This is a genomic window from Cupriavidus numazuensis (genome assembly GCF_905397435.1).
Classification (GTDB): domain Bacteria; phylum Pseudomonadota; class Gammaproteobacteria; order Burkholderiales; family Burkholderiaceae; genus Cupriavidus; species Cupriavidus numazuensis.
The window spans coordinates 1-22,475 of sequence record NZ_CAJPVI010000050.1; the positions used below are offsets into that span (position 1 = coordinate 1).

The following is a 22,475-nucleotide window of genomic DNA, read 5'->3' on the forward strand; positions in this document are numbered from 1 at the left end:
CCCTGCTCGGCATCGCTGGTGACGTCACCGCGCCGACCTATGCCGAGCTCTACGCCAAAAAATCGCTACCCACTACATCTAGTAGGTCTGGGAGCTAACCGGATAAGCACGCAATGAACAAGGGGGCATGGCATCCGTCGATCAGGGGGGCGGCTACTACAATACTGCGATCATCAGTCAGCAGAATGGTGGGGTGGGGGGCGGCTACGATCACGCCACAATCAAGCAGAACGCTGGTTCGGACCATGGGAACAGCAACTTCGCAAGCATTTCGCAAGACACTGCTGGTTACCTTGGATACCAGACCGCGTCCATCCAGCAGGCCGATCTGAATGCGTCGGGCATGGGGCACGGCAATCAGGCTTCGATCGCCCAATACCGGAACGGCAGTGCTACGGGTGATATCGGCCAATCCGGAAACTTCAACTATGCATCGATCGCGCAGAGCTTCAATATCGGCGCGAACGCAGGCGTTTACCAGCACGGGACTGGCAATCAGGCAGCTTTCGGCGGGTGGGACTCCATCAACCAGTTCAACACCGTGAGCAGCCTGGCGTATGTCCAACAGAACGGCGACTACAACCGTGGCTCGATCGCGCAGTCAAACGGCAGCTATCTGTCGGCCAACCTGATGCAACAGGATGGCGTATCGAACCTCGCCTATCTCAGCCAGGGAGGCGGAGACCATCTGACCGCCAATGTCACGCAGACAGGGTCGTGGAACGTCGCCAGCACTACGCAAACCGGTTCGTATAACGACATTGTTCTGACCCAGGATGGCTTCGGCAACTCGGCCAACGTCCTGCAGTCCGGTATCGGCGGCGCGGGACTGGCGATGAACAAGGTGAATATCTCGCAGACCGGCAATGGCATGGTCTCCAATGTGAGCCAGCTTAGCGGTAGCGGCAACGTTACCAACATCGTCCAGCACTAACGGCATTGCCCGCCGGCCCCCGGCCGGCGGGTCTTGATCAGGACATGCCTACATGAACGTTCCTTCGTGGGCGTCCCCGCCGGAGACAACAATGCCTTGCCGCTTGCTTTCGATACTGCTGCTGGTTGCACTGGCGCTGGCCGGCTGCGCAAGCTCGCGCCCGTCCTCGACGTACTCGCCAGCCGAGCTGACACCGCCCACGCAGGTGGCACGAGACCTCACGCGGCTCCCCGAACCTGCCGGCCGCATTCCCGTGGCGGTCTACGGCATGCGCGACCAGACCGGCCAGTACAAGCCCGCGCCTGACAGCTCCTTCTCGACATCCGTCACGCAGGGCGCTGCATCGCTGCTGATCAAGTCGCTGCGCGATTCGCGCTGGTTCATGCCGGTCGAGCGCGAGAATCTGCAGAACCTGCTGACTGAACGAAAGATCATTCGTGCACTGGAGTTGCCGCAGGACAAGGCGCAGATCCAGCTGCCGCCGCTGATGCCCGCGAACATGCTGATCGAAGGCGCAATCGTCGCTTATGAGAGCAACGTCAAGACCGGCGGTGCGGGCGTGCGTTACCTCGGTATCGGTCCGTCCGAGCAGTACCGGCAGGATCAGGTGACGGTCAACCTGCGGGCCGTCGACATCCGCACGGGCCAGGTCATGCAGAGCGTCACGACCAGCAAGACGATCTTCTCGATCCAGATGGACTTCGGCTTGTTCCGCTTCGTATCGACCAAGAACCTGCTGGAAATCGAAGCGGGCTTCTCGCGCAATGAACCGGTTCAGCAATGCGTGCGCGAGGCCATCGAGACCGCGCTGGTGCACCTGATCGTGCAAGGCATCCAGGAAGGCAGCTGGCGCCTGAAGAACCAGGACGATTTCAAGAACCCGATCATCCAGAGCTATCTGCGTGCCTATGACGAGCAGGTGGCCGTGGTGCCCGTGCCGGCGCCGGGTGAGAACGCGAACAATGGGGGAGTCGCAAAATGATACGTCTTCGTCGTCGCCGTCTTGCGTGGCTCTCGGGATTGTTGTTTGCGACGGCGTCTGCGCAGGCCCAGGATCTCGTTCCCGAGGCCCGCTATGAAGCACTCGCCAATGGCGGCAGCGCCGTCACCGTCGTGCAGCAAGGTTCGTTGAACCAGGCATCGCTGGACCAGGCCGGCGCGCGGCAGTGGATGGGGCTGCAGCAGAGCGGTACGGGCAACCAGGCCACTTTCGCGCAGAGTGGCGTATCCAACGTCATCCAGGCACAGCAGGTCGGACTCGGCAACTGGCTGGCCGTCCGACAATCCGGCAACAACAACCAGTCCGGCACTGTGCAGCAAGGCGATGGCAATCGCGCCGATGTTACGCAGAGCGGCGCGTACAACCAGGCCTTTGTCGGTCAGTATGGGCAGTTCAATCAGGCTTATATCAACCAGGCCGGACTGGGTGGGGCCGTGTCGGTGACCCAGTTTGGCAACAATATGACGGCGACGGTCAATCAGCGTTGACTTTGCATAGCGCGATGCCGTGCAGATCGGTTGAAGTTTTTTCCACACGTCCCGTGCCCCGCACCGTGCATTTTTTTCACGCGGGGACATTTGACATTGCCTCAACTGCGCGTCTGCGCTGGCGTGCATGCTCTCACTGCCGTCTGGCACGCTTCTCGCGTCACACAGCCATCCCACCCCCGGATTGCGCGGTCCCTCGCGCGCCGTCCGCTCAGGAGCCCGTGATGACGACGACAACGACGACAACGACGACCCCATTCCTCACAGACGTCAAGACGCTGCGCGAGCGTGCGCGCAAGCATATCGACGATGGCGCGGTGACGGCCGGCTATTCCGCGGAGCGCGATACCGTGCTCAAGCTGCTGAATGACGCGCTCGCCACCGAGATTGTCTGCACGCTGCGCTATCGCCGTCACTACTTCATGGCGCAGGGCCCGAACTCGAAGAGCGTGGCCGAGGAATTCCTTGCGCACTCGAATGAAGAGCAGGGGCACGCCGACAAGATTGCCGAGCGCATCGTGCAGCTCGGTGGCGAGCCCGACTTCGCGCCGGACGGGCTGACCAGCCGTTCACACGCCGAGTATGTCGAAGGCAAGACGCTGACCGACATGATTCGCGAAGACCTTGTTGCCGAGCGCATCGCGATCGACAGCTATCGCGAGATCGTCACGTTCCTTGGCGACCGCGACCCGACGTCGCGGCGCATGATGGAAGAGATCCTGGCGGTCGAGGAAGAGCACGCCGACGACATGGCGGACCTGCTGGCCCGCCAGGGCGGCGAACGCTGAGACCGCGAAGGGTTTCAGCTGACGCGCGGAGGCGCTGCCGGCGACAGCGCCTCGGTCGGCTGCGCCGCCACGGCTTCGACCGTGGCGGCGGGTTCGTCCACCCACAGCCAGAACAGCCGGTAGCCGACCGCCAGCATCACCGGGCCGATGAACAGGCCGATGATGCCGCCGCTGACCATCCCGCCGAGCGCGCCAATCAGCACGACCGGCATCGGCACATCCACGCCGCGCCCGAGCAGCAGCGGCTTGAGCACGTTATCGGCGAGGCCAGCCACGAACACATAGACCGAGAATACGATCGTCGCCAAGGTGGTGCCCTCGGTGGCGAAAACATAAACAATCACCGGTATTGTGATCAGCGTGGCCGGCAGTTGCATGATGCCAAGCAGCAGGATGGCCAGCGCCAGCAGTCCGGCGCCGGGAATGTCCTTGATGATGAAGGCAACGCCGATCAGCATCATCTGGATGAAGGCGATGCCGACCACGCCCTGCGCCACGGCGCGAATGGTGGCGGTGCACAGTTCCACGATGCGTACGCCGCGGTCAGGCCCGACGATGCGGCAGGCGATCCGCTCGGCGCTGCGCGTGCCCATTTCGCCGTAGGCCATGATGATGCCTGCGATGATCAGCGCGAACACGAACACCAGCAGGCCCGTGCCAAGGCCCGCCAGCTTGGCCAGCAAGCCGACGCTGAAGCCCTTCAGCTGGGGTGCGACTTTCATCAGCAGGCCGCTCAGGTCGGTAGCGGCCTGTTGCCAGAACTCATAGAGCTGCTGGCCCACCAGCGGCCAGCTGGCGACGGACTCCGCCGGCTGCGGGATGCTGAGACTGCCCTCCTTGATGACGTCGATGGCGCGTTCCACTGACTCGAACACGGCGACCCCCAGCAGGTAGGCGGGCACCAGGATGATGCCGATGGACAGCAGGACAATCAGCGTTGCGATATGGCCTTCGCTGAGTCCCAGCCGGCCGCGCAGGCGGACCTGCAGCGGGTAGATGGTGACCGCGAGAATCAACGCCCAGACCACCAGGTTGAAGAACGGGTGGAAGATCTCGAAGCAGAAGGTGACAAGCGTGGCGATGAGCCCCGCGCGGATCAGGACATCGAGCAGCCCGCGGGACAGCGCCCGCTCGGAAATGGATGTTTGCAGCATCGCCTGTCTCCTTGCAGGGCGCGGCCGGTCGCTGGCTGCGCGGGCGGCCGCGGAAAGTGCACGGCGAAGAACGCCGCATTCAGTCTAGGTCAGCCGGAGTGGCGGAACAAGCGCAGCAGCAGTCACTGCCGCAATCTCTGCGGATTGTGCGGATGTGCCCGATGGTCTGCTTTCTTTGAGGCAGGCCGGCGACTATGACTATGCTTCCCGGTCCTGGTATGGCAGTAGCAGTGAGAAGGCGGGGTTGAGGGACAGCCATGGTTGCCATGTCGCGCGCACCATGTCCGCCCACCACTGAACGACCTCTTCGAAAGGCAGCGGCGGATATTGCGCAAGCCAGTGCTCCATGGCCGCGAAGGAAGGCGTTGCCCGGATCAGCACGGATATCAGTTCGGCATTCTGCTCAGGCACGTTATGTCGCTTGAACTCGATGTCCACGGTGGGGAGATGTGCGGTAATGCTGGCCTCTGGCATGGTTGTCGGCTCCGGATGGCATGCTGATGGGTAAGAGGTGCTTCCTCCATTCTTGGCGACGAATGTGTCAGCGGCAAGCGGAAGACAATCGCGTGCGGCGTTTTATGTGCTGGTTACGGCGGTACACTGGCCCCGCAGCCCAACGTCGCAGGCAATTCTGGGAGACCCGGCATGCGCCCCAACAGCAGCTCGTCAGCGTCGCCCGTCACGCGCCTCTGGCAGCGCGCCAGCGCGCGCCCGCGTCGAACAGTCGTGCTCTGTTTCGCTGCGGTGTTCGCGATCACGCTGGTACTGGCCGGCCGCCAGTACTTCCTGGTGCGGGCGCGAGAGCTCGACCTCCGCGCGCATCGGCTCGAGCTGCAGGTTATGGCGCTGGATGCCGCGATTCATGCCGGCAAGCGCCAGATGCGCTTCCTGCGGGGCAGTGCGGAAAACCAGTTCGCCGAGTTGCGCTCGACCGGCGGGGCGCCCGATGCGGCTGTCCGGAATGTGCTGGCGGCGCGGGCCAATACGTTCTGGGGCATGCCCGTGCCCGATTCCGATGCGCCCGTTCGCGGTATCGGCAGGCGCGAGCTCGCGGCGATTCCGCAGCTGAATCCATCGGAGGACGCCTTTGTCCAGGACCTGGGTGTGGCCCGGCTGATGAGCCAGTTGCTGCCAGTCGAGCACAATCTGATGGCCGAGCTCGAGGTCGCATTGTTCATCTCCACAACGGGCATCGTGGTCGCAAATCCGCCCATCCAGGATGCGCAGATGGCCGGACTCCTCGGCGCTTTTGGCGACGCGCGGATGCTCAGGCTCGCGCGCGAGCAGGCTAATGACCATGCCGTGCTTTTCGACCCGAGCCACGTAAGGAACGTGGGCAGCGCCCGCCTGCTGCTGGTGACACCAGTCGTGCATGGCGGGGTGGTCCGGGGGGCGATCGTACTCGGTGTTCCGCAACGCGTGTTCCAGCAGTTCCTGCAGTCGCGAGCCAGATACGAGGGGAAGGAGGCATTGCTGGATGGACGCGGGGCGCTGATCGCGTCAAGCGAATCGACGTTCGCGGTCAGCGAGGGCGATTGGCTGAAGACGCTTCCCGGACGCTGGGGCCATGTGTCCTCGCCGATGCTGTTGCAGGCCGGCACCGGACGCGAGCGTTCGGGCCAGGACTTTCTGCTGTTCCGGAAGCTCGATACCGCCGATCTGGTTTTGGTTGACTACGTGCCGGCCGAAGTCCTGTTCCTGTCGGTGGTCAGCCAGTTCAGCGTGAACTTCATCGGGGTCTGGCTGCTGCTCGGCATTCTCCTGTGGTCGACGCTGCTGGTCGTCGACCAGCTGCTGGCCCGGCAGATCCGGCTCAGCGACGCGTTGCGCGAACTGGTACGCGTCGATGCGCTGACCGGCCTGTCAAACCGCCGTGGGCTCGCGGTGGGCTTTGACGGGTTCACGCAACGGCGGCAGATCGACCGCCGCGTTGCGTTGCTGATGCTCGATATCGACCGCTTCAAGTTGATCAATGACGGCTGGGGCCACGCCGCCGGCGACGAGGTGCTCAAGCACCTGGCGACGGTGGCCAAGGCCGCGGTGCGCCCGCGGGACCTGGTGGCGCGCGTCGGTGGCGAGGAGTTCTGCGTGCTGCTGCCCGATACCGTTCCCGAGGATGCGGCAGAGATCGCCGAGCGTGTGCGTCTGGCGATTGCCGGTTCCGTATGCATGCCGGACCCGACACTGCTGCGCATTGGCGCGCCGGGCCGGGAGATCCGCTACACGGTGTCGATCGGCGTCGCGGAACTGGTGGCGGACGCATGCGACAGCCTCGATGCGCTGGCCGCCGCGGCGGACCAGCGGCTCTACGCGGCCAAGGAGCAGGGCAGGAACCGTGTGGTAGCGCACGGGTGATTTGACGCGGCCGGCGAACAGGAGCACGCTGTCAGCATCGTCCCACCCTCCAGCGGAGCGCGCCATGCCCACCGACGATTTCAAGGCGTTCAAGGCAACCCTGGCGATGCTGTTGCGCGACATGCCCGCCGGCACCACGGCCGATTTCGCCGATGTGGCTGTCGCCTACTGGGACGGCACGCGCGTGTCGGGCTTCTACCTGCGCGACCGCGGTCGGCTCGACGAGGAATTCGATTTCGACGAGAACGCGTGGGAAAACTGGCGCGACGAACTCGGCGCGTGGCTCGCCGCGCCGCGCTTCAGCGAGCGCGATGACCTCAAGGCCCGCCTGTCCGGCGCGGATTCACGCAGCGGCAACGCGCGGATGGCGACCGTTACCTGGCTTCCGGCGGCGTCGCAGCGCTGAAGGTCTTGTTGGCGATGCCCCACACGCCGTTGATCTCCAGCAGCGTGAAGTAGTCGGTAAACGTCACCCCCGGATACTGCAGCACCACCTTCGCCGAGCCGGCATTGCCCGTGACATCGAACTGCGTGATGAAGCGCTGGCGCTGGGCTTCGTCGGCGGCTGGCTCGCCGTGAAAGCGCGCGGCAATGAACTCCTCGACGGTCAGGCTGTAGTGCACGCCGTCGCGGAACGAGATGATGCGCGCGTCAGGGTGGAACGCCTTGCGGATGTACTCGGCCTTGCCGGTCGCGTGGCCTTTCAGGTAATTCTCGACAGGTTCCAGGGCGGCAACGTATTGCGGCGTCTGGCTGGCTTCGCGGGATGTCATGGTTTCCTCCTCCAAGGGTCGCCGGGCGCGGCCCGGACACAGTTCAGGTTTGTTATTGTATTCTAGTTTTGTATACAAAACAGGCCGATGCAAGGCGTGCGCGGGAAGACCTCGATCTTCCTGTTCCACTGAAATGCCTCGGCGCAATTGTCTGTAGCGCCCCTTCCACTTTGTTCCGCCAATGTCCCGTTGATGGGACCACCGGTGCGGTCTTATCCTTCGCTCTCGCTGCGTTCCGGCCAGGCCTCGTGGTTGTGCTGAGAGAGAGGAAGGGCCGGATCGCAGCGTCCTTCGCACCAGTCTTGCCAGGATAAAGAGCACCTCCTGCGGATACGGCATGCAACGCGCCGGATATCGCAGGAAGGACGGGCTGTGCGTCGTTGGGGTCAGGGCGCAGCTCGCACAGACGGGCTGCCACTACAAAAAAATGTCGTAGGGGTCAGTCAATGGTCAACTCTGTTTGCGAGCAGGGCGGGGCGGCGTTCGCCTGTCGGTTGTGACGGCATGGCGAATCCATATTGCAATCGGCCGGCGCCGTGGCGCGGCCGGCGGGGGCGCCTGCGCGCACGCGGCATCTCGCTGATCGAACTGATGATCACGGTTGCCATCCTGGCGATTCTCGCCATGGTGGCCGTGCCATCGTTCGTCACTACGCTGCAGGGCGCGCGCATCTCGAACGGCGTGAATGCCATGGTGGGCGATCTGCAGCTTGCCCGCAGCGAGGCGATCCAGCGCGGCTTGCCGGTGAGCGTATGCGCATCCTCGGACGGCAACGCCTGTTCGCAGCGCAATACGTGGCAGGACGGCTGGATCGTGTTTGCCGATGACAACGCGTCGGGGGTCCGGGACGACGGTGAGGCGGTGGTGCGCGTGCGGCGCGCGCTGCCTGGTGGCGACTCGTTCACGGCGGCGCCGGATGCCACCGCCATCACCTACGGCCGCGACGGCTTTGCCCGCAACCTGAATGCCGGCGGCCTGACACTCGCCTTGCAGACGGTGCCCGAAAACGCGACGCTGACACGCTGCGTAGCGGTGAGCCAGGTGGGCCGCCAGATCGTCGTTTCCAGCGGGGTCGGGCAATGCGCTTAGCCGACCGCACCGGCCGCGCCGCCGGCTTCTCGATGATCGAGGTGCTCGTCACCGTAGTGATCACGGCCATCGGCCTGCTGGGGCTGGCCAAGATGCAGGCCGCCGCCCTCGGCAACACGCATGTGGCGCGCGTGCGATCGCTGATCGCGCTGCAGACCGAAAGCCTGGCCGCCATGATGCAGGCCAACCGCGCCTACTGGGCCGCCGGCACCGTGCCGGCCCGCGTCGCCATGCAGGGGAACGCGGTCACGGCATCCGGGGCCGGCAATCCACTGAGCGCCGCGGCGAACTGCCGCGACGCGGCTTGCTCGCCGGCGCAGCTTGCCGCCGCCGACCTGCAAGGTTGGGCCACCGCAATGCAGGCGCGCTTTCCCGGCTACGACGCCGAACTCAACTGCGTGAACATGGCCGCTCCGCCCGTCAATTGCTCGGTCACCGTGAGCTGGAGCGAGAAGACCATCGCCATGCACCGCAACACGGCGCTCGGCGCGCAGGCCCAGACCAGCGTGCAGCGCTTCACCTTGCATATCCAGCCATGAATGCGAAAACGATGCGCCCGCGCAGGCGGGCAGGCCGCAGGCCGTCCGGCACGACACTGATCGAGATCCTGGTGGCGATGGTGATTGCCCTGTTCATGCTGGGCGGGCTGCTGGCCGCGTTCCTCGGCATGCGCCAGGCCCATGCGGACCAGGACCGCCTGGCCGCGCTGCAGGATAACGAACGCATGGCTCTGACGGTGCTGACCGATTCCGTGCGGGCAGCGGGCTATTTCCCCGATCCTCTGAACGGCTCCGCGGTCTCGGCGCTGCCGTTTGCCGAAGGCGACTTCGGCCAGCTTGCTGCAGGGCAGGGCATCGGAGGGCGAAGCGCCGCCAGCGGGGTTGGCGAATCGCTGACGACGCGCTACGTGACCGACAGTGGAGACGGCATTACCAACTGCCTCGGGCAAACCAACACGTCGGGCGCCGCGCAAATCCACATCAACACGTTTGCCGTCAGTGCGGACGGCGAGCTCACGTGCTCGCTCAACGGCGCAGCACCTGTTGTGCTGGTCGGCGGTATCACGCGTTTCAGCGTGCTGTACGGCACCGACAGCGGTGATGCGGGCAATGTCGACCGCTACCTCAGCGCCGACGAGGTGACGCGCGCCAGCCTGTGGCCGCTGGTGCGTACGGCACGCATCGCGCTGACGTTTGCCAATCCGAACGCCAGGCAGCCGGGGCAGCCCGCCAGCACGAACTGGGAGCAGACCATCGGGCTGCTGAACCGGTCATGAGACATACCCGTTCCCGAACCTTGTCCCTGCGAGGCAGCGGTGACCGCGGCTTCGTGCTGGTGGTCGGCATGCTGTTCCTGATCATCATGTCGCTGTTTGCGGTGGCCATGTTCCGCAGCGTCGGCGTGCAGGAAAGCATTGCCGGCAACACGCGCGACAAGCAGCGCGCGTTCGAGGCCGCCTACAACGCCATGAAATACGGCGAATGGTGGCTGGGCCTGGGCAACGGCGGCACCGGCACCGATTGCGAGCCAAAGGTGACGACTGCCACCGTGCCGAGCGGCATCCAGGTCTGCCGTCAGCCGCTGGCGAATCCCATGGCGGTGCCGTGGGCGACGCGCGCCGAATACAAGCCCGCCACCATGACCGTTGAAGCCGGCGGCGGCATGGCGGGCACTGACATCAACTACCAGCGCCAGCCCGGACTGTATGTCCAGTACCTCGGCGCGTCGCCGGACCGGCGCTACCAGCTCTACCGCGTATCGGCTGCCGGATCCGGCGGCAATGAAAACACTGCGGCCGTGCTGCAGAGCACGGTCGAGGTCGGCGACGGCATTACCGATCATGGGAGCCTCTGAATGAAGACAACCGATGTACGCGTGGCGACCGTGCTGGCCGTCATCGTGCTCGCGGGCAACGCGCGCGCGCAGATGGTCGTGGCGGACACGTTCACCGGCGCATCGTCCGTGCTGCAGTGGAGGCCGATGGCCGGTGCCTGCCTGACCGCCGGCAACAACACCGGCACCATTCCTGCCTGCTCGGGACTGCCGTACTACCGGGGCCGGGAACTGGTCGGCGGTTCGAAAGGACGCCTGCCGGACATTGCCGGCAGCGGCGCGCTGCGCTTGACCAACGGGGACTACCAGCCCAGCGGCAGCAATGGCGACCGGCAGAACGGCGCGATCGTGTCGGACTTTGCCTTCCCTGCAGGACAGGGCCTGGACATCACCTTCACGGCCATCACCTATGGCGGCGACAACCACGAAGGCCGCGGCGCCGACGGCATCAGCTTCTTCCTGGCCGACGGCAGCCGGCCGCCTACCGTTGGCGCGCTCGGTGGCAGCCTGGGCTACAGCTGCGCAAACGGCAACTCGGTCTATGACGGTGTGGCGGGCGCGTATATCGGCCTTGGCATCGACGAGTTCGGAAACTTTTCCAACAAGAGCGACAACACCACTACCGGGTCGGGCCCGGACGGCGGTGCGGGCCCCACGCCGGGCCGAATCAGCCTGCGCGGCGCCGGCGATGTGAACTGGGCCTCGCTGTCCGCGCGCTATCCGCAGTACTACCCGGACAGCCTCATCGCGCCACTGCGCGCGCTCGCTGTGCGGAAAACCTGTTCGACCGGGGCGTTGTGGGATTTCAGCCAGGTGCTGGTCGTCAACGGGGCCTACTACCCGAACAGCATCCGCCAGACCTCGGAGAAGGTCGCGCTGAACTACAACTACATGGCCCATAGCGACCCGGGCATCGCGCTGGCCAACCAGCAGGGCGTCTACCTGCCGCTGCGCGGCAAGGCCATCCCGATCACCTACGCATTGCGTCTCACGCAGAACGGCCGGCTGAGCCTGTCGTATAGCGTCAACGGCGGTACCACGCGCACGGTGTTGAACGACAAGTCGATCCTGGAATCGAACGGGCCGCTGCCGCAGACGTTCCGCTTCGGGTTTGCGGCCGGCACCGGCGACGGCAGCAACGTGCATGAGCTCCTGTGCTTCCGCGCGGCGCCTGCCGCGCAGTCGGCGGGCTCGGCCGGTGCGAACCTGCAGGAATCGTCGCGCGTGGAGACCGGCACGCAGATCTACAAGGCGTTCTATCAGTCGACCAACTGGTCGGGCGCGCTCACCGCGCACGACCTCGTGTCCGACACCAACGGCGTGGTGTCGATCAATCCGCGCGCCAACTGGAACGCAGCCTGTTCGCTGACCGGGGGCGCGTGCGCGGAAACGGGTGCAAGCGCGACTGCGCAGTCGCCCGACGCGCGCACGATCCTGACCTGGGATGGCGCGCGCGGTGTGCCGTTCCGTTGGGCCAGCCTCGCGCCCGCACAGCAGACTGCGCTGACCGCCGGCGATGCCGGCCAGAGCGATGCACGCCTGCGCTACCTGCGCGGCGACCGCAGCAAGGAGATCAACAACGCCGGCGCCGGCACATTCCGGGCGCGCGGCAGCGTGCTGGGCGACATCATCAACGCGAGCCCCAACTGGGCCGGCAACCCGTCCGCGCCGTACGCCGGCACCTGGGCCGACGCGCTCTATCCGAAAACCACCATGCCGGAGCGCGACAGCAAGGCGCAGACCTATGCGCAGTACAAGGCCGCTCACGCCCAGCGCCAGAACGTCGTCTATGGGGGCAGCAACGATGGCCTGCTGCATGGCTTCCGCGCAGGCCGCTACGACAAGGATGGACGCTTCACCAGCGATGCCACCACGCCCAACGATGGCCGCGAAGTGCTGGCCTATATGCCGGGCGCCGTGCTGGGCACGATCCACAGCACCAACCGGTACTATGACTTCAGCGCGCCCGAGTACGCCCACAACCTGTACGTCGATGCCACGCCCGGCACCGGCGATTTGTTCTACGCCGGCGCCTGGCATACGTGGCTCGTCGGCGGTCTTGGTGGCGGCGGTAACGCAACGGGCCCGGCGGCGGACAAGTCCGCAACGGCCAGCGGCACGCTGTACGCGCTTGATGTCTCCGACCCGTCGCGGTTCAGCGAAGCCAATGCATCGGGCCTCGTCGTGGGCGAATGGTCGTCGGGCAATATCGCTTGCGCCAACATCGCCGATTGCGGCAAGCACCTCGGCAGCACCTACGGCACGCCGCAGATCCGGCGATTGCACAACGGCATGTGGGCTGTGTTGTTCGGCAACGGCCTGAACAGCGCGGCGGGCACCGCGGGCCTGTTTATCATGCTCGTGGACCCGGGCAGCGGCGCCATCAGCTTCCGCTATCTCGACACGGGCAGCGGTGCAGCCGGCGGCGCAAAGAACGGCATTGCCCACGTCACGCCGGCCGACCTGGACCGCGACCACATCACCGACTATGTCTATGCCGGCGATGTGCTCGGCAATATCTGGCGCTTCGACCTGACCTCGTCGAATCCGGACGAGTGGCATGCCTCGGCCAAACCACTGTTCTCCACAGAGGGCGCCCCGGTTACCACCGCGCTGATCGCCGCATCGGTGCCGGGCAAGGGCGTGACCGGCAAGCCGCGCATGCTGCTGAGCTTTGGCACCGGGCAGCGGCTCGAGCAGACCCAGACCAACGCGGTGACCTTTGCATCGGGCACCCATCATCTCTACGGCATCTGGGACTGGGACATGGCGGGCTGGAACGCCAAGGCGGGGCCGGCCACGCAGTTCACCATGCTGACCGCGCAAGACACGGTCACGCGCGCCAGCCTGCAGGCGCAAGCCATCACGGGCACCTTGCAGGCCACGGCGACTTCGCCGGCGTACCGCTCGGTCAGCCGCAACGACGTCTGCTGGAAGGATTCGCCGAGCTGCACCGGCGCCAGTGGTCGCATGGGCTGGGTGCTGGCGCTGCCCGAGGCCGGCGAGCAGGTCGTCTATAACCCGATCCTCAGCCACGGCATGGTCATCGTCAACACTATCATCCCGGCGGCGCAGCAACTGCTGAGCTGCGACGACCGGCTGCCGCGCGGCTTCACCATGGCGCTCTCGTTGGGGTCTGGCGGTGCGCTGGCCAAGTCTTTCTTCGGCGCGCAGGGCCTGGCCGTGCCGAACGCAGGAGACAGTGCGATCAGTGGCGTGGGCCTGAACGCCACGGGCGCTTCCACGATCGTCAATACCGAAAAGGGCGGCAATTTCCTCGTCGCACAAACGGTGGACGGCAAGGGCGCCACCATCAAGATCAACCCGCCACCGCCGAGCGTGCGGCGGCTCAACTGGATCCAGCTTCGCTAAATCATGACAACACATCGACCGCGCCCGTGCGCGCCCGCCGCGCGCGGGTTCACCCTGATCGAACTGATGGTGGTGGTGGCCATCGTCGGCATCCTGGCATCGATCGCTTATCCCTCCTACACGGAAAACGTGCGCACCTCGCGCCGCACCGATGCAAAGACCGCGTTGCTGGACTTCGCCACGCGCCAGGAGCGCTTCTTCACCATGCAGAACCGCTACAGCGCCAGTCCGGACACGCTCGGCTATGCCCGCTTGCCGGTCGAAGTGCAGTCCAGCGGGCAGGCGTTCTACCAGCTGGCGGTGCGGCAAGACACGCCTACGACGTATGTCGCCACCGCCACGCCGATCAATGCCCAGCAGGGTGATGCTTGTGGTAGCTACACGATCGATCATCTTGGCGCGCAAGGGAACGAGGGAAATACGCGGGCGAGTGCGCAGTGCTGGTAGGCACCTCGGTTCTGCGAACGGAATGTTCCTGACCGCACGGATGGGATGCACGGCGGACGGCGGCGTGCTCCGCGCACGTTGCCGTCGCGATACACAACGGCAATGTGAGGTTTGCCGCATTTGTGGCAGGTCTTCCTGCGGACCTCTGCAAGAGTCACTGACCCATTGCCCCGAATTGCTGCTTAGGGTGATGCGATAGCCCGGCGTGGACGCATATACCGGAGCTTTGCGGTAGTCGATGCGAAATATCTAAAATCACCACCCAAGAAAACTCAATTCCGTTTCGCTTTTCCTTCTGTAACGATAGCTTCGGGGTGCGTTCTACGCACCATTTCGGCTTTGCGGAGGAAGAGTCATGGGCAGCAAGAAGTGCCGGAATTCCGCCACAGGCATGGCGCAGGCGGAAGGCGTTGCGGCCACGGTCGCAGACCGGCCGAGCCGCTGGCGCGGTGCCATCGTCGCAATGCTGGTATGCACCGGTGTGGCGGCGGGCTTCGGCGCGACCTGGTGGTTCCAGCACGGCCGCCAGGGTGGCCAGGGGCAGGGCGTGGTCGTTGGCGATGGCACGCGTGGCCCGGCCGGCATGGTGCATGTGCCCGGCGGCGAATTCCTCATGGGCAGCGACAGCAAGATGGCCCAGGCCAACGAGAAGCCCGCGCACAAGGTGCGCATCCACGGCTTCTGGATGGACCAGCACCATGTCACCAATGCCGAGTTCCGCAAGTTCGTCGAAGCGACCGGCTATGTCACCACCGCCGAGAAAGCGCCTGACTGGGAAACCCTGAAGGTCCAGCTGCCGCCCGGTACGCCGCGCCCGCCCGCCAGTGCAATGGTCGCGGGCGCCATGGTGTTCGTGGGCACGTCGCGGCCCGTGCCGCTGCAGGACTACTCGCGCTGGTGGCGCTATGTGCCGGGTGCGGACTGGCGTCATCCGACCGGGCCGGGTACGTCCATCGAGGGCAAGGACAATCACCCGGTCGTGCAGGTCTCCTACGAAGACGCGCAGGCTTATGCCAAGTGGGCCGGCAAGCGTCTGCCCACCGAAGCGGAGTGGGAGTTTGCCGCGCGCGGCGGCCTCGAGCAGGCCACGTATGCATGGGGCGAGAAATTCGCGCCCGACGGCAAGCAGATGGCCAACGTCTGGCAGGGCCAGCAAGGGCAGCCGTTCCCGGTGATCAGTCCGAAGGCGGGCGGCGCGCTGGGCACCAGTCCGGTCGGCACGTTTCCGGCCAACGGCTACGGCCTCTATGACATGACCGGCAATGCGTGGCAGTGGGTCGCGGACTGGTACCGCGCCGACCAGTTCCGGCGCGAGGCTGCGCTGGACAGGCTGGTCGACGATCCTCCAGGCCCGTTGGCGTCCTGGGATCCGAGCGAGCCGGGCGTGCCCGTCGGCGCGCCCAAGCGCGTCACACGCGGCGGGTCCTTCCTCTGCAACGAGGACTACTGCCTGAGCTACCGCCCCAGCGCGCGGCGCGGCACCGATCCGTACAACAGCATGTCGCATCTCGGCTTCCGCCTGGTGATGGACGACAGCCGCTGGGCCGAAATGCGCAGGCAGCAGCCAGTGGCCATGGCGCGATAGCCGGTTGTTCGGCTTCTTCGGCTTGCTCTGCTCATTCTGCTTTCGAACCGTATTCCAACAACAGGAGCGCGCGCGATGCACACCTCCAAAACCAGGCAGCCCGCCCGCAACCGGCTGAGCCCGGCGCTGGCCGCCCTGTGCCTCGCCGCACTGGCGTTTGCCGGCGGCGGCACCCTCGGCGGATGCGCGGCACCGACCGAAGGCGCCGCGGCGCAGTCAGGTGCTCAATCCGCGCAATCGCCGCAGGCCGCCGCGCAAGCGTTGCCGTCATGGCGCGACGGACCGGCGCGGCAGGCATTGCTGAAGTTCGTGGCGGACACCACGCGACCCGGTTCGCCCACCTTTGTCGCACCGGCCGACCGTGTTGCCGTGTTCGACAACGACGGCACGCTGTGGAGCGAGCAGCCGCTCTACTTCCAGTTCTTTTTCCTGCTGGATCAGGTCAAGGCCGCCGCACCGCAGCATCCCGAGTGGAAGAGCAATCCAGCCTTCAAGGCGCTGATGGCCAACGACATGCAGGCCCTGATGCGCAACGAGAAACAGCTGCTCGCGCTGATTGCCGCGGCCAACAGCGGCATGACGGTCGATGAATACGACCGCACGATCCGTACCTGGCTCGCGCAGGCGAAGCATCCGAAGCTGCAGCGTCCTTACACCGAACTGGTCTACCAGCCGCAACTGGAGCTGCTGTCCTACCTGCGCGCCAACGGCTTCAAGACCTACATCGTCTCGGGCGGCACCATCGATTTCATGCGGCCGTGGACGGAGAAGATCTACGGCATTCCGCCCGAACAGGTGATCGGTTCCTCGCAGGCGGTCAAGTACACGCTGCGTGACGGCAAGCCGGTGCTGGTGCGCGAGCCGAAGCTGGAATTCATCGATGACGGGCCGGGCAAGCCGGTCGGCATCTACCGCCATATCGGGCGGCGCCCCATTCTCGCCGTGGGCAATTCGGACGGCGACTTGCAGATGCTGGAGTACACCGCGGGCGGCGAAGGCCCGCGGCTGGCCGTGCTGGTCCACCACGACGACGCCGAGCGCGAGTTTGCCTATGACCGGCAGTCCAAGGTCGGCAAGCTCGACAAGGCGCTCGACGCGGCCCGGGCCAAGGGCTGGACGGTGGTCAGCATGAAGCAGGACTGGCTGCAGGTCTATCCGGCCAGCAAGCCATGAGCACCAAGCAAGAAGCAGTGAACGACCGTAACGGGTCAACGAACGGAGGCGGGACATGCACCGAATTGAACAAGGCATAGCGAGAGGGCGGGGCTCCAGGCTGGTAATGCTGGCCATGGCCGCCGCCGTATTCACGTTGGCGGGCTGCGGCAAGAAGGAAGCGCCGCCCAAGGAGCAGCAGCCCGCGGCACAGGCGCCTGCGCCAGCGCCGGCCGCAGAGGCACCGGTACCGGCCAGGGAGAACCCACCCGTGGCGGCCAGTGCGCCGGTTGACGCGGCATCGGCGCCAGCGCTGGCGGCTACGTCGTCATCCGGCAAGAAGCCGAACATCCTCGTCATCTTTGGCGATGACGTCGGGCAGACCAACATCAGCGCCTACAGCCACGGCGTGGTGGGCTATCGCACGCCCAACATCGACCGCATCGCCAATGAAGGCATGATGCTCACCGACTATTACGGCGAGAACAGCTGCACGGCAGGCCGCTCCACATTCATCACCGGTGAGGTCGGGTTGCGCACGGGCCTGCTGAAGGTCGGCATTCCTGGCGCCCCGGTCGGCCTGCAGGCGCAGAACGTGACCATTGCGCAGGCACTCAAGCCGCTTGGCTATGCGACGGGGCAGTTCGGCAAGAACCACCTCGGCGACCGCAACGAATTCCTGCCGACCGCGCATGGCTTCGACGAGTTCTTCGGCAACCTCTACCACCTCAACGCGGAAGAGGAGCCCGAGCGCCCGTACTATCCGAAGAATGACGCGGCCTGGGTCAAGGCGAATGGGCCACGCGGGGTTGTCCATTCCTTCGCCGACGGCAAGGTGGAGGACACAGGTCCGCTGAACCGCAAGCGCATGGAGACCATCGACGACGAAACCACGGCGGCGGCGATCGGCTTCATGGAGAAGCAGGTCAAGGCCGACAAGCCGTTCTTCGTGTGGATGAACACCACGCGCATGCACGCGTTCACACACGTGCGCGAATCGATGCGCGGGCAGAGCGGCATGCCGGGCAATGAGTACGCGGACGGCATGCTCGAGCACGACGGCGATATCGGCAAACTGCTCAAGTCGCTCGACGACCTGAAGGTGACCGACAACACCATCGTGGTCTACACCACCGACAACGGGCCCAACCAGTGGTCGTGGCCGGACGCCGCAACCACGCCGTTCCGCAGCGAGAAGGACACCAACTGGGAAGGCGCGTTCCGCGTGCCGGCACTGGTGCGCTGGCCGGGCAGGATCAAGCCCGGCACGGTGTCCACGACCATGATGTCCGGTCTCGACTGGTTCCCGACGTTGCTTGCCGCGGCCGGCGACGGCGACATCAAGGACCGGCTCCTCAAGGGCGCCAGCATTGGCGGAAAGTCCTTCAAGGTCCACCTGGATGGCTATAACTTCCTGCCATACCTGACCGGGCAGACCAATACCGGACCGCGCCAGGACTTCTTCTACTTCAACGATGACGGCGTGCTGGTCGCGATGCGCCACAACGACTGGAAGTTCGTGTTCTGCGAGCAGCGCCATCCGGGCGGCTTCGAGGTATGGGCCAATCCCTTCACCTGCCTGCGCGTGCCGAAGGTGTTCAACCTGCGCATGGATCCGTATGAACGCGCAGATGTCGTCTCCGATCAGTACTATGACTGGACGGCGAAGAATGCCTATATGGTCAGCTATGCGTCGTCGCGGGTCGCACCGTTCCTCCAGACGTTCAAGGACTACCCGCCCAGCCAGCGTCCGGCGAGCTTCACCATCGACCAGATGACCGAGGCGGTGATGAGGTCCATCGACAAGGGAGCCGGCGGGAAGTAATCGGCAGCAATGGTTGGCCGGGTCGTCCCGGCCAACCGCTTCACCAGGATCGCACCATGACAGAAGCGCATGCCGGCACCAACGCCGGCAAGCAGCAAGCGCGGCACAGATCTGGCAAACCGCGGCGCACGCAAGGCGCCGCCGTGCAGGCAGGGCAGGGTCAACAGGCGCAACGCGGCGCCTTGCTGGCACCTGCCCTGTTGCTTTTCGCGTCCGGCGCGGCCGGACTGATCTACCAGGTTCTCTGGATCAAGCAGCTTGCGCTTGTGGTCGGCGTGGATGTGCACGCCGTAACCACGGCCGTGAGCGCATTTTTCGCAGGGCTGGCACTCGGCGGCTGGCTGTTGGGGCGCGTAGCGGACCGCCATGCGAAGCCGCTGCGGCTATATGCGTGGCTCGAAATCGGCGTGCTCGTGCTGGCGATCGGCGCCACGCTGGCGCTCGCGCGGTCCGCCGCGCCGTTCGCGTGGCTCGAAAGCCGCGTCGGCCTGCTGGCCTGGGCCCTACCGTTCGTGCTGGTGATTTTGCCGGCTGCAGCCATGGGCGGCACGCTGCCGGTCTTGATGCGCATGCTGGCGTCGCGCGCCGGGCAGGTCGGCACACACGGCGGGCGCTTGTATGCCGCCAACACCGCGGGGGCCATTGCCGGCACGCTGCTGGCCGGCTTCGTGCTGATTCCGTGGCTTGGCATCACGGGCAGTGCGCTGGCGGCGGCCACGCTCAACGGCGTCGCAGCGATTGCCGCGTTTGCCATGGCATCGCGGGCCGTAGCCACAGAAGCGTCGGAGGCGGACCCGGCGCCCGCCTCTGCACAGCCCGCGCGAGATGCCGGTGGTGGCCGGCTCGCGCTGGTGCTCTATGCCGCAGCGGGCGGCATTGCACTCGGCTATGAAGTGGTCTGGTCGCAGGCGATAGTCCAGTTCATCAGCACGCGCACGTTTGCGTTCACGGTGGTGCTGGCTACGTATCTGGCGGGTCTGGCAATCGGCAGCGCGCTGGCCGCGCGCCGCGCCGATCGCGTGCGCGACCCATGGGGCGCATTTGCGATGCTGATCGCTGCGGCCGGGCTAGTCGCATTGCTGGAAGTCGTCGTGCTCGGCGAATGGCTGCTGCTGGCGCAAGCCGCGGTGTCGGCGTGGGTGCAGTCGGCCACGTCGAGCGGTCTGGCTGCCGCCTGCGCGAGCTTTGCGGTGGCGGCGCTGTGCGTGGTGTTCGTGCCGACGCTGCTGCTGGGCGCTGCATTCCCGTTCGTGCTGCGCGTTGGCGTGGACAACCACCGGCTCGGATCGGGCGTGGGAGCGGTGGTCGCGCTTAATACGCTAGGGGGGATCGCCGGGACAGCTGTGGCGGGGTTTGTGCTGGTGCCGCGCATCGGGCTCGTGCACACGCTGTCGCTGCTGGCAGTCGGTGCCGGCGTGGTTGGCGTGATCGCGGTGGCACTGGGTTCTGGTGTGCACAAGTTCGCACGCTGGGCGGTGCCGATGGTGGCATTGCTCGCGGTGATTGCCGCGGCGCTGGCGCCTGCGGACCGGCTCGCCACGCTGCTCGCGCGCGCACGCGGCGGCGAGATGGTGTTCTACGAGGAAGGCCGCGGTGCGACCGTAGCGGTGGTGAAGCAGGCCTCGGCAACCCACACGTTCAATCGGCTCTACATCCAGGGCGTGTCCAACTCCGGCGATACCATGACGTCGCTGCGCTATATGCGGCTGCAGGCGCTGCTGCCGCTGATCGTGCATGGCGGCACGCCGCGCTCGGTACTGGTGATCGGGCTGGGCACGGGCATCACGGCCGGCGCCACGCTGCCCTATCCGGGCCTCGAACACCGCGTGGTCGCAGAACTGCTACCGCCCGTGTTGCGTGCGGTGCCGCAGTTCCAGGGCAACTACAACGTGGCCGCTGACAAGCGTGTCGATATCCGCCTGCGCGATGGCCGACGCGAACTGCTGCAGAGCGAACAACGCTACGACCTGATCACGCTGGAGCCGCCGCCGCCTTCGGCCGCGGGCGTGGTCAACCTGTACTCGACCGACTTCTACAAGCTCGCGGCGGCGCGCCTGCAGCCGGGCGGGCTGGTCGCGCAATGGCTGCCGCTGCCCACGCAGAACGACGAGGATACGCGCGCGCTGGTGCGCAGCTTCCTCGACGTGTTTCCGCATGCCACGTTATGGACCACCGAATTGCACGAGATGATGCTGGTTGGCTCGCTGTCGCCGATCAAGCTGGATCCGGAGCGCATTCGCGAGCGCTTTGCGCAGCCCGAGGTGTCGGCGGCACTGCGCGCGGTGGGCGTGACGTCGCCGGCCGCGTTGCTCGCGACCTGGGTCACGGGCCGGGAAGGCCTGGAGCGCTATGCCGGCGACGCGCCCGCCGTGACCGACGACCATCCGCGCATCGAGTACGCGGGCTGGGTGCGGCGCACGGAGTTCCCGCAGGTCCTGCAACGGCTGCTGACGCTGCAGACCGAGCCGCCGCTGGTCGAAGCCGACGCGGCGCTGATCTCCGACATCGGACTCGAGCGCGAAACGCTGCACACGTTCTACACCGCCGGCCTCGATGCCTACTACGGTGACCGCGAGGCCTGGGCGCTCCATATGAACAAGGTAATGCGCACCGATCCCGATAACCCGTACTACGCCTGGTTCGGCGGTGGCCGTCGCGCCGCCGCCCCGGCCCCATCGAGGAATCCCTGATGAGCACCCGTGACGACGTGCTGGCGCTGCAGCAGCGGATGGGCGAGTCCATCGTCGGGCAGCAGCATATGGTCGAGCGCCTGTTGCTGGGCCTGCTGGCCGATGGCCACCTGCTGGTGGAAGGGCTGCCCGGGCTGGCCAAGACGCGCGCGATCAAGGTGCTCGCGCGCAACCTGGAGGCGAAGCTGTCGCGTATCCAGTTCACGCCGGATCTGCTGCCAGCCGACATCACCGGGTCCGAGGTGTACTACAGCGAGGGCGGCAAGGGCGAGTTCCGCTTCCAGGCCGGCCCGATCTTCGCCAACCTGGTACTGGCGGATGAAGTGAACCGTTCGCCGGCGAAGGTGCAGGCGGCACTGCTTGAAGCGATGGAAGAGCGCCAGGTCACCGTGGGCGGCGCGACGCACAAGCTCGAGCCGCTGTTTCTCGTCATGGCCACGCAGAACCCGATCGAGCAGGAGGGCACGTACCCGCTGCCGGAAGCGCAGATGGACCGCTTCCTGATGCACGTGAACGTAACCTATCCCGAAGCCGATGCCGAGGCGCAGATCGTGGCGCTGGCACGGGCTGAAGAGTCTGGCGCGGCGTCGAACGCGCAGGGCGCGGCAGCGCAGCGGCTGGCCCCTGAAGTCGTCTTCGCCGCGCGTGCCGAGATCCACGGCATCCATGTCAGCGACGCGGTGGCGCGCTACATGGTCGCGCTGGTACACGCCACGCGCGAGCCGAAGGCCGTGGACGACGAGCTGGACCGCTGGATCCAGGTCGGCGTGAGCCCGCGCGGCTCGATCGGGCTGGACAAGGTTGCACGCGCCTATGCCTGGTTGCGTGGCCATGACTTCGTCTCGCCGGAAGACGTCCAGGCCGTCGTGCACGAAGTATTCCGCCATCGCCTGATCCTGTCGTATGAGGCGCACGCGGCCGGCGTCAGTGCCGATGCCGTGATCGATCGCCTCGTGCAGCAGGTGGCCGTGGCCTGACGCGGCGGGCGGC

20 protein-coding genes are annotated in these 22,475 nt (G+C 65.9%); 17 read left to right on the plus strand and 3 right to left on the minus strand.

Annotated elements, in window-relative coordinates:
* The first annotated feature begins 127 nt into the window (after window positions 1-127).
* From KHO41_RS30830 to KHO41_RS30845, 4 genes are all read left to right on the plus strand, one after another.
* Window positions 128-934 (plus strand): hypothetical protein, encoded by an 807-nt coding sequence (locus KHO41_RS30830; protein WP_211957037.1) that lies wholly within the window; start codon window positions 128-130, stop codon window positions 932-934.
* Between the two features lie 91 nt (window positions 935-1,025).
* A complete protein-coding gene (locus KHO41_RS30835) occupies window positions 1,026-1,916 on the plus strand; it encodes a CsgG/HfaB family protein (protein WP_211957038.1) in 891 nt (296 codons plus the stop codon).
* Entirely contained in the window at window positions 1,913-2,422 is a 510-nt protein-coding gene (locus KHO41_RS30840; protein WP_211957039.1) for a hypothetical protein, read from the plus strand. Before KHO41_RS30835 ends, KHO41_RS30840 begins: the two co-directional genes overlap by 4 nt.
* Before the next feature lie 224 nt (window positions 2,423-2,646).
* Window positions 2,647-3,210 (plus strand): ferritin-like domain-containing protein, encoded by a 564-nt coding sequence (locus tag KHO41_RS30845; protein ID WP_211957040.1) that lies wholly within the window; start codon window positions 2,647-2,649, stop codon window positions 3,208-3,210.
* Between the two features lie 14 nt (window positions 3,211-3,224).
* Here the strand turns inward: KHO41_RS30845 and KHO41_RS30850 are convergent, their stop codons facing one another.
* Entirely contained in the window at window positions 3,225-4,364 is a 1,140-nt protein-coding gene (locus tag KHO41_RS30850; RefSeq protein WP_211957041.1) for an AI-2E family transporter, read from the minus strand.
* A 198-nt stretch (window positions 4,365-4,562) separates the two neighbouring features.
* Window positions 4,563-4,838 carry a hypothetical protein gene (locus KHO41_RS30855; RefSeq protein WP_211957042.1) on the minus strand — a complete coding sequence of 92 codons (276 nt, stop codon included), beginning with the start codon at window positions 4,836-4,838 and terminating at the stop codon, window positions 4,563-4,565.
* 171 nt (window positions 4,839-5,009) lie between these two features.
* On the opposite strand from KHO41_RS30855, the gene KHO41_RS30860 reads away from it, so the two are divergent.
* On the plus strand, window positions 5,010-6,719 hold the full coding sequence (locus tag KHO41_RS30860; RefSeq protein ID WP_211957043.1) for a diguanylate cyclase: 1,710 nt from the start codon (window positions 5,010-5,012) through the stop codon (window positions 6,717-6,719).
* Window positions 6,720-6,783: 64 nt separating this feature from the next.
* Window positions 6,784-7,125 carry a hypothetical protein gene (locus KHO41_RS30865; RefSeq protein WP_244874111.1) on the plus strand — a complete coding sequence of 114 codons (342 nt, stop codon included), beginning with the start codon at window positions 6,784-6,786 and terminating at the stop codon, window positions 7,123-7,125.
* Here KHO41_RS30865 and KHO41_RS30870 read toward each other — a convergent pair.
* Window positions 7,094-7,492, minus strand: a complete 399-nt coding sequence (locus KHO41_RS30870) for a nuclear transport factor 2 family protein (RefSeq protein WP_211957044.1) — start codon at window positions 7,490-7,492, stop codon at window positions 7,094-7,096. The genes KHO41_RS30865 and KHO41_RS30870 overlap by 32 nt on opposite strands.
* A gap of 504 nt (window positions 7,493-7,996) precedes the next feature.
* Here KHO41_RS30870 and KHO41_RS30875 point away from each other — a divergent pair.
* From KHO41_RS30875 to KHO41_RS30925, 11 genes are all read left to right on the plus strand, one after another.
* Complete coding sequence (locus KHO41_RS30875; protein ID WP_211957045.1) at window positions 7,997-8,581, plus strand: GspH/FimT family pseudopilin; 585 nt, start codon at window positions 7,997-7,999, stop codon at window positions 8,579-8,581.
* A complete protein-coding gene (gene pilV, locus KHO41_RS30880; protein ID WP_211957046.1) occupies window positions 8,572-9,120 on the plus strand; it encodes a type IV pilus modification protein PilV in 549 nt (182 codons plus the stop codon). The genes KHO41_RS30875 and pilV overlap by 10 nt, the downstream gene beginning before the upstream one ends.
* Window positions 9,117-9,857, plus strand: a complete 741-nt coding sequence (locus tag KHO41_RS30885) for a PilW family protein (RefSeq protein WP_244874112.1) — start codon at window positions 9,117-9,119, stop codon at window positions 9,855-9,857. Before pilV ends, KHO41_RS30885 begins: the two co-directional genes overlap by 4 nt.
* Window positions 9,854-10,435, plus strand: coding sequence for a pilus assembly PilX family protein (locus KHO41_RS30890; protein WP_211957047.1), 582 nt, complete (start codon window positions 9,854-9,856; stop codon window positions 10,433-10,435). The genes KHO41_RS30885 and KHO41_RS30890 overlap by 4 nt, the downstream gene beginning before the upstream one ends.
* A complete protein-coding gene (locus KHO41_RS30895; RefSeq protein ID WP_211957048.1) occupies window positions 10,436-13,786 on the plus strand; it encodes a pilus assembly protein in 3,351 nt (1,116 codons plus the stop codon).
* A gap of 3 nt (window positions 13,787-13,789) precedes the next feature.
* On the plus strand, window positions 13,790-14,233 hold the full coding sequence (locus KHO41_RS30900) for a type IV pilin protein (RefSeq protein WP_211957049.1): 444 nt from the start codon (window positions 13,790-13,792) through the stop codon (window positions 14,231-14,233).
* Between the two features lie 355 nt (window positions 14,234-14,588).
* Complete coding sequence (locus tag KHO41_RS30905; RefSeq protein ID WP_211957050.1) at window positions 14,589-15,818, plus strand: formylglycine-generating enzyme family protein; 1,230 nt, start codon at window positions 14,589-14,591, stop codon at window positions 15,816-15,818.
* A 75-nt stretch (window positions 15,819-15,893) separates the two neighbouring features.
* A complete protein-coding gene (locus KHO41_RS30910) occupies window positions 15,894-16,991 on the plus strand; it encodes an HAD family hydrolase (protein ID WP_211957051.1) in 1,098 nt (365 codons plus the stop codon).
* Between the two features lie 55 nt (window positions 16,992-17,046).
* Entirely contained in the window at window positions 17,047-18,795 is a 1,749-nt protein-coding gene (locus KHO41_RS30915) for an arylsulfatase (RefSeq protein ID WP_244874113.1), read from the plus strand.
* A 56-nt stretch (window positions 18,796-18,851) separates the two neighbouring features.
* Window positions 18,852-21,485, plus strand: a complete 2,634-nt coding sequence (locus KHO41_RS30920) for a fused MFS/spermidine synthase (RefSeq protein WP_211957052.1) — start codon at window positions 18,852-18,854, stop codon at window positions 21,483-21,485.
* A complete protein-coding gene (locus tag KHO41_RS30925) occupies window positions 21,485-22,462 on the plus strand; it encodes an AAA family ATPase (RefSeq protein ID WP_211957053.1) in 978 nt (325 codons plus the stop codon). The genes KHO41_RS30920 and KHO41_RS30925 overlap by 1 nt, the downstream gene beginning before the upstream one ends.
* Window positions 22,463-22,475: the final 13 nt, after the last annotated feature.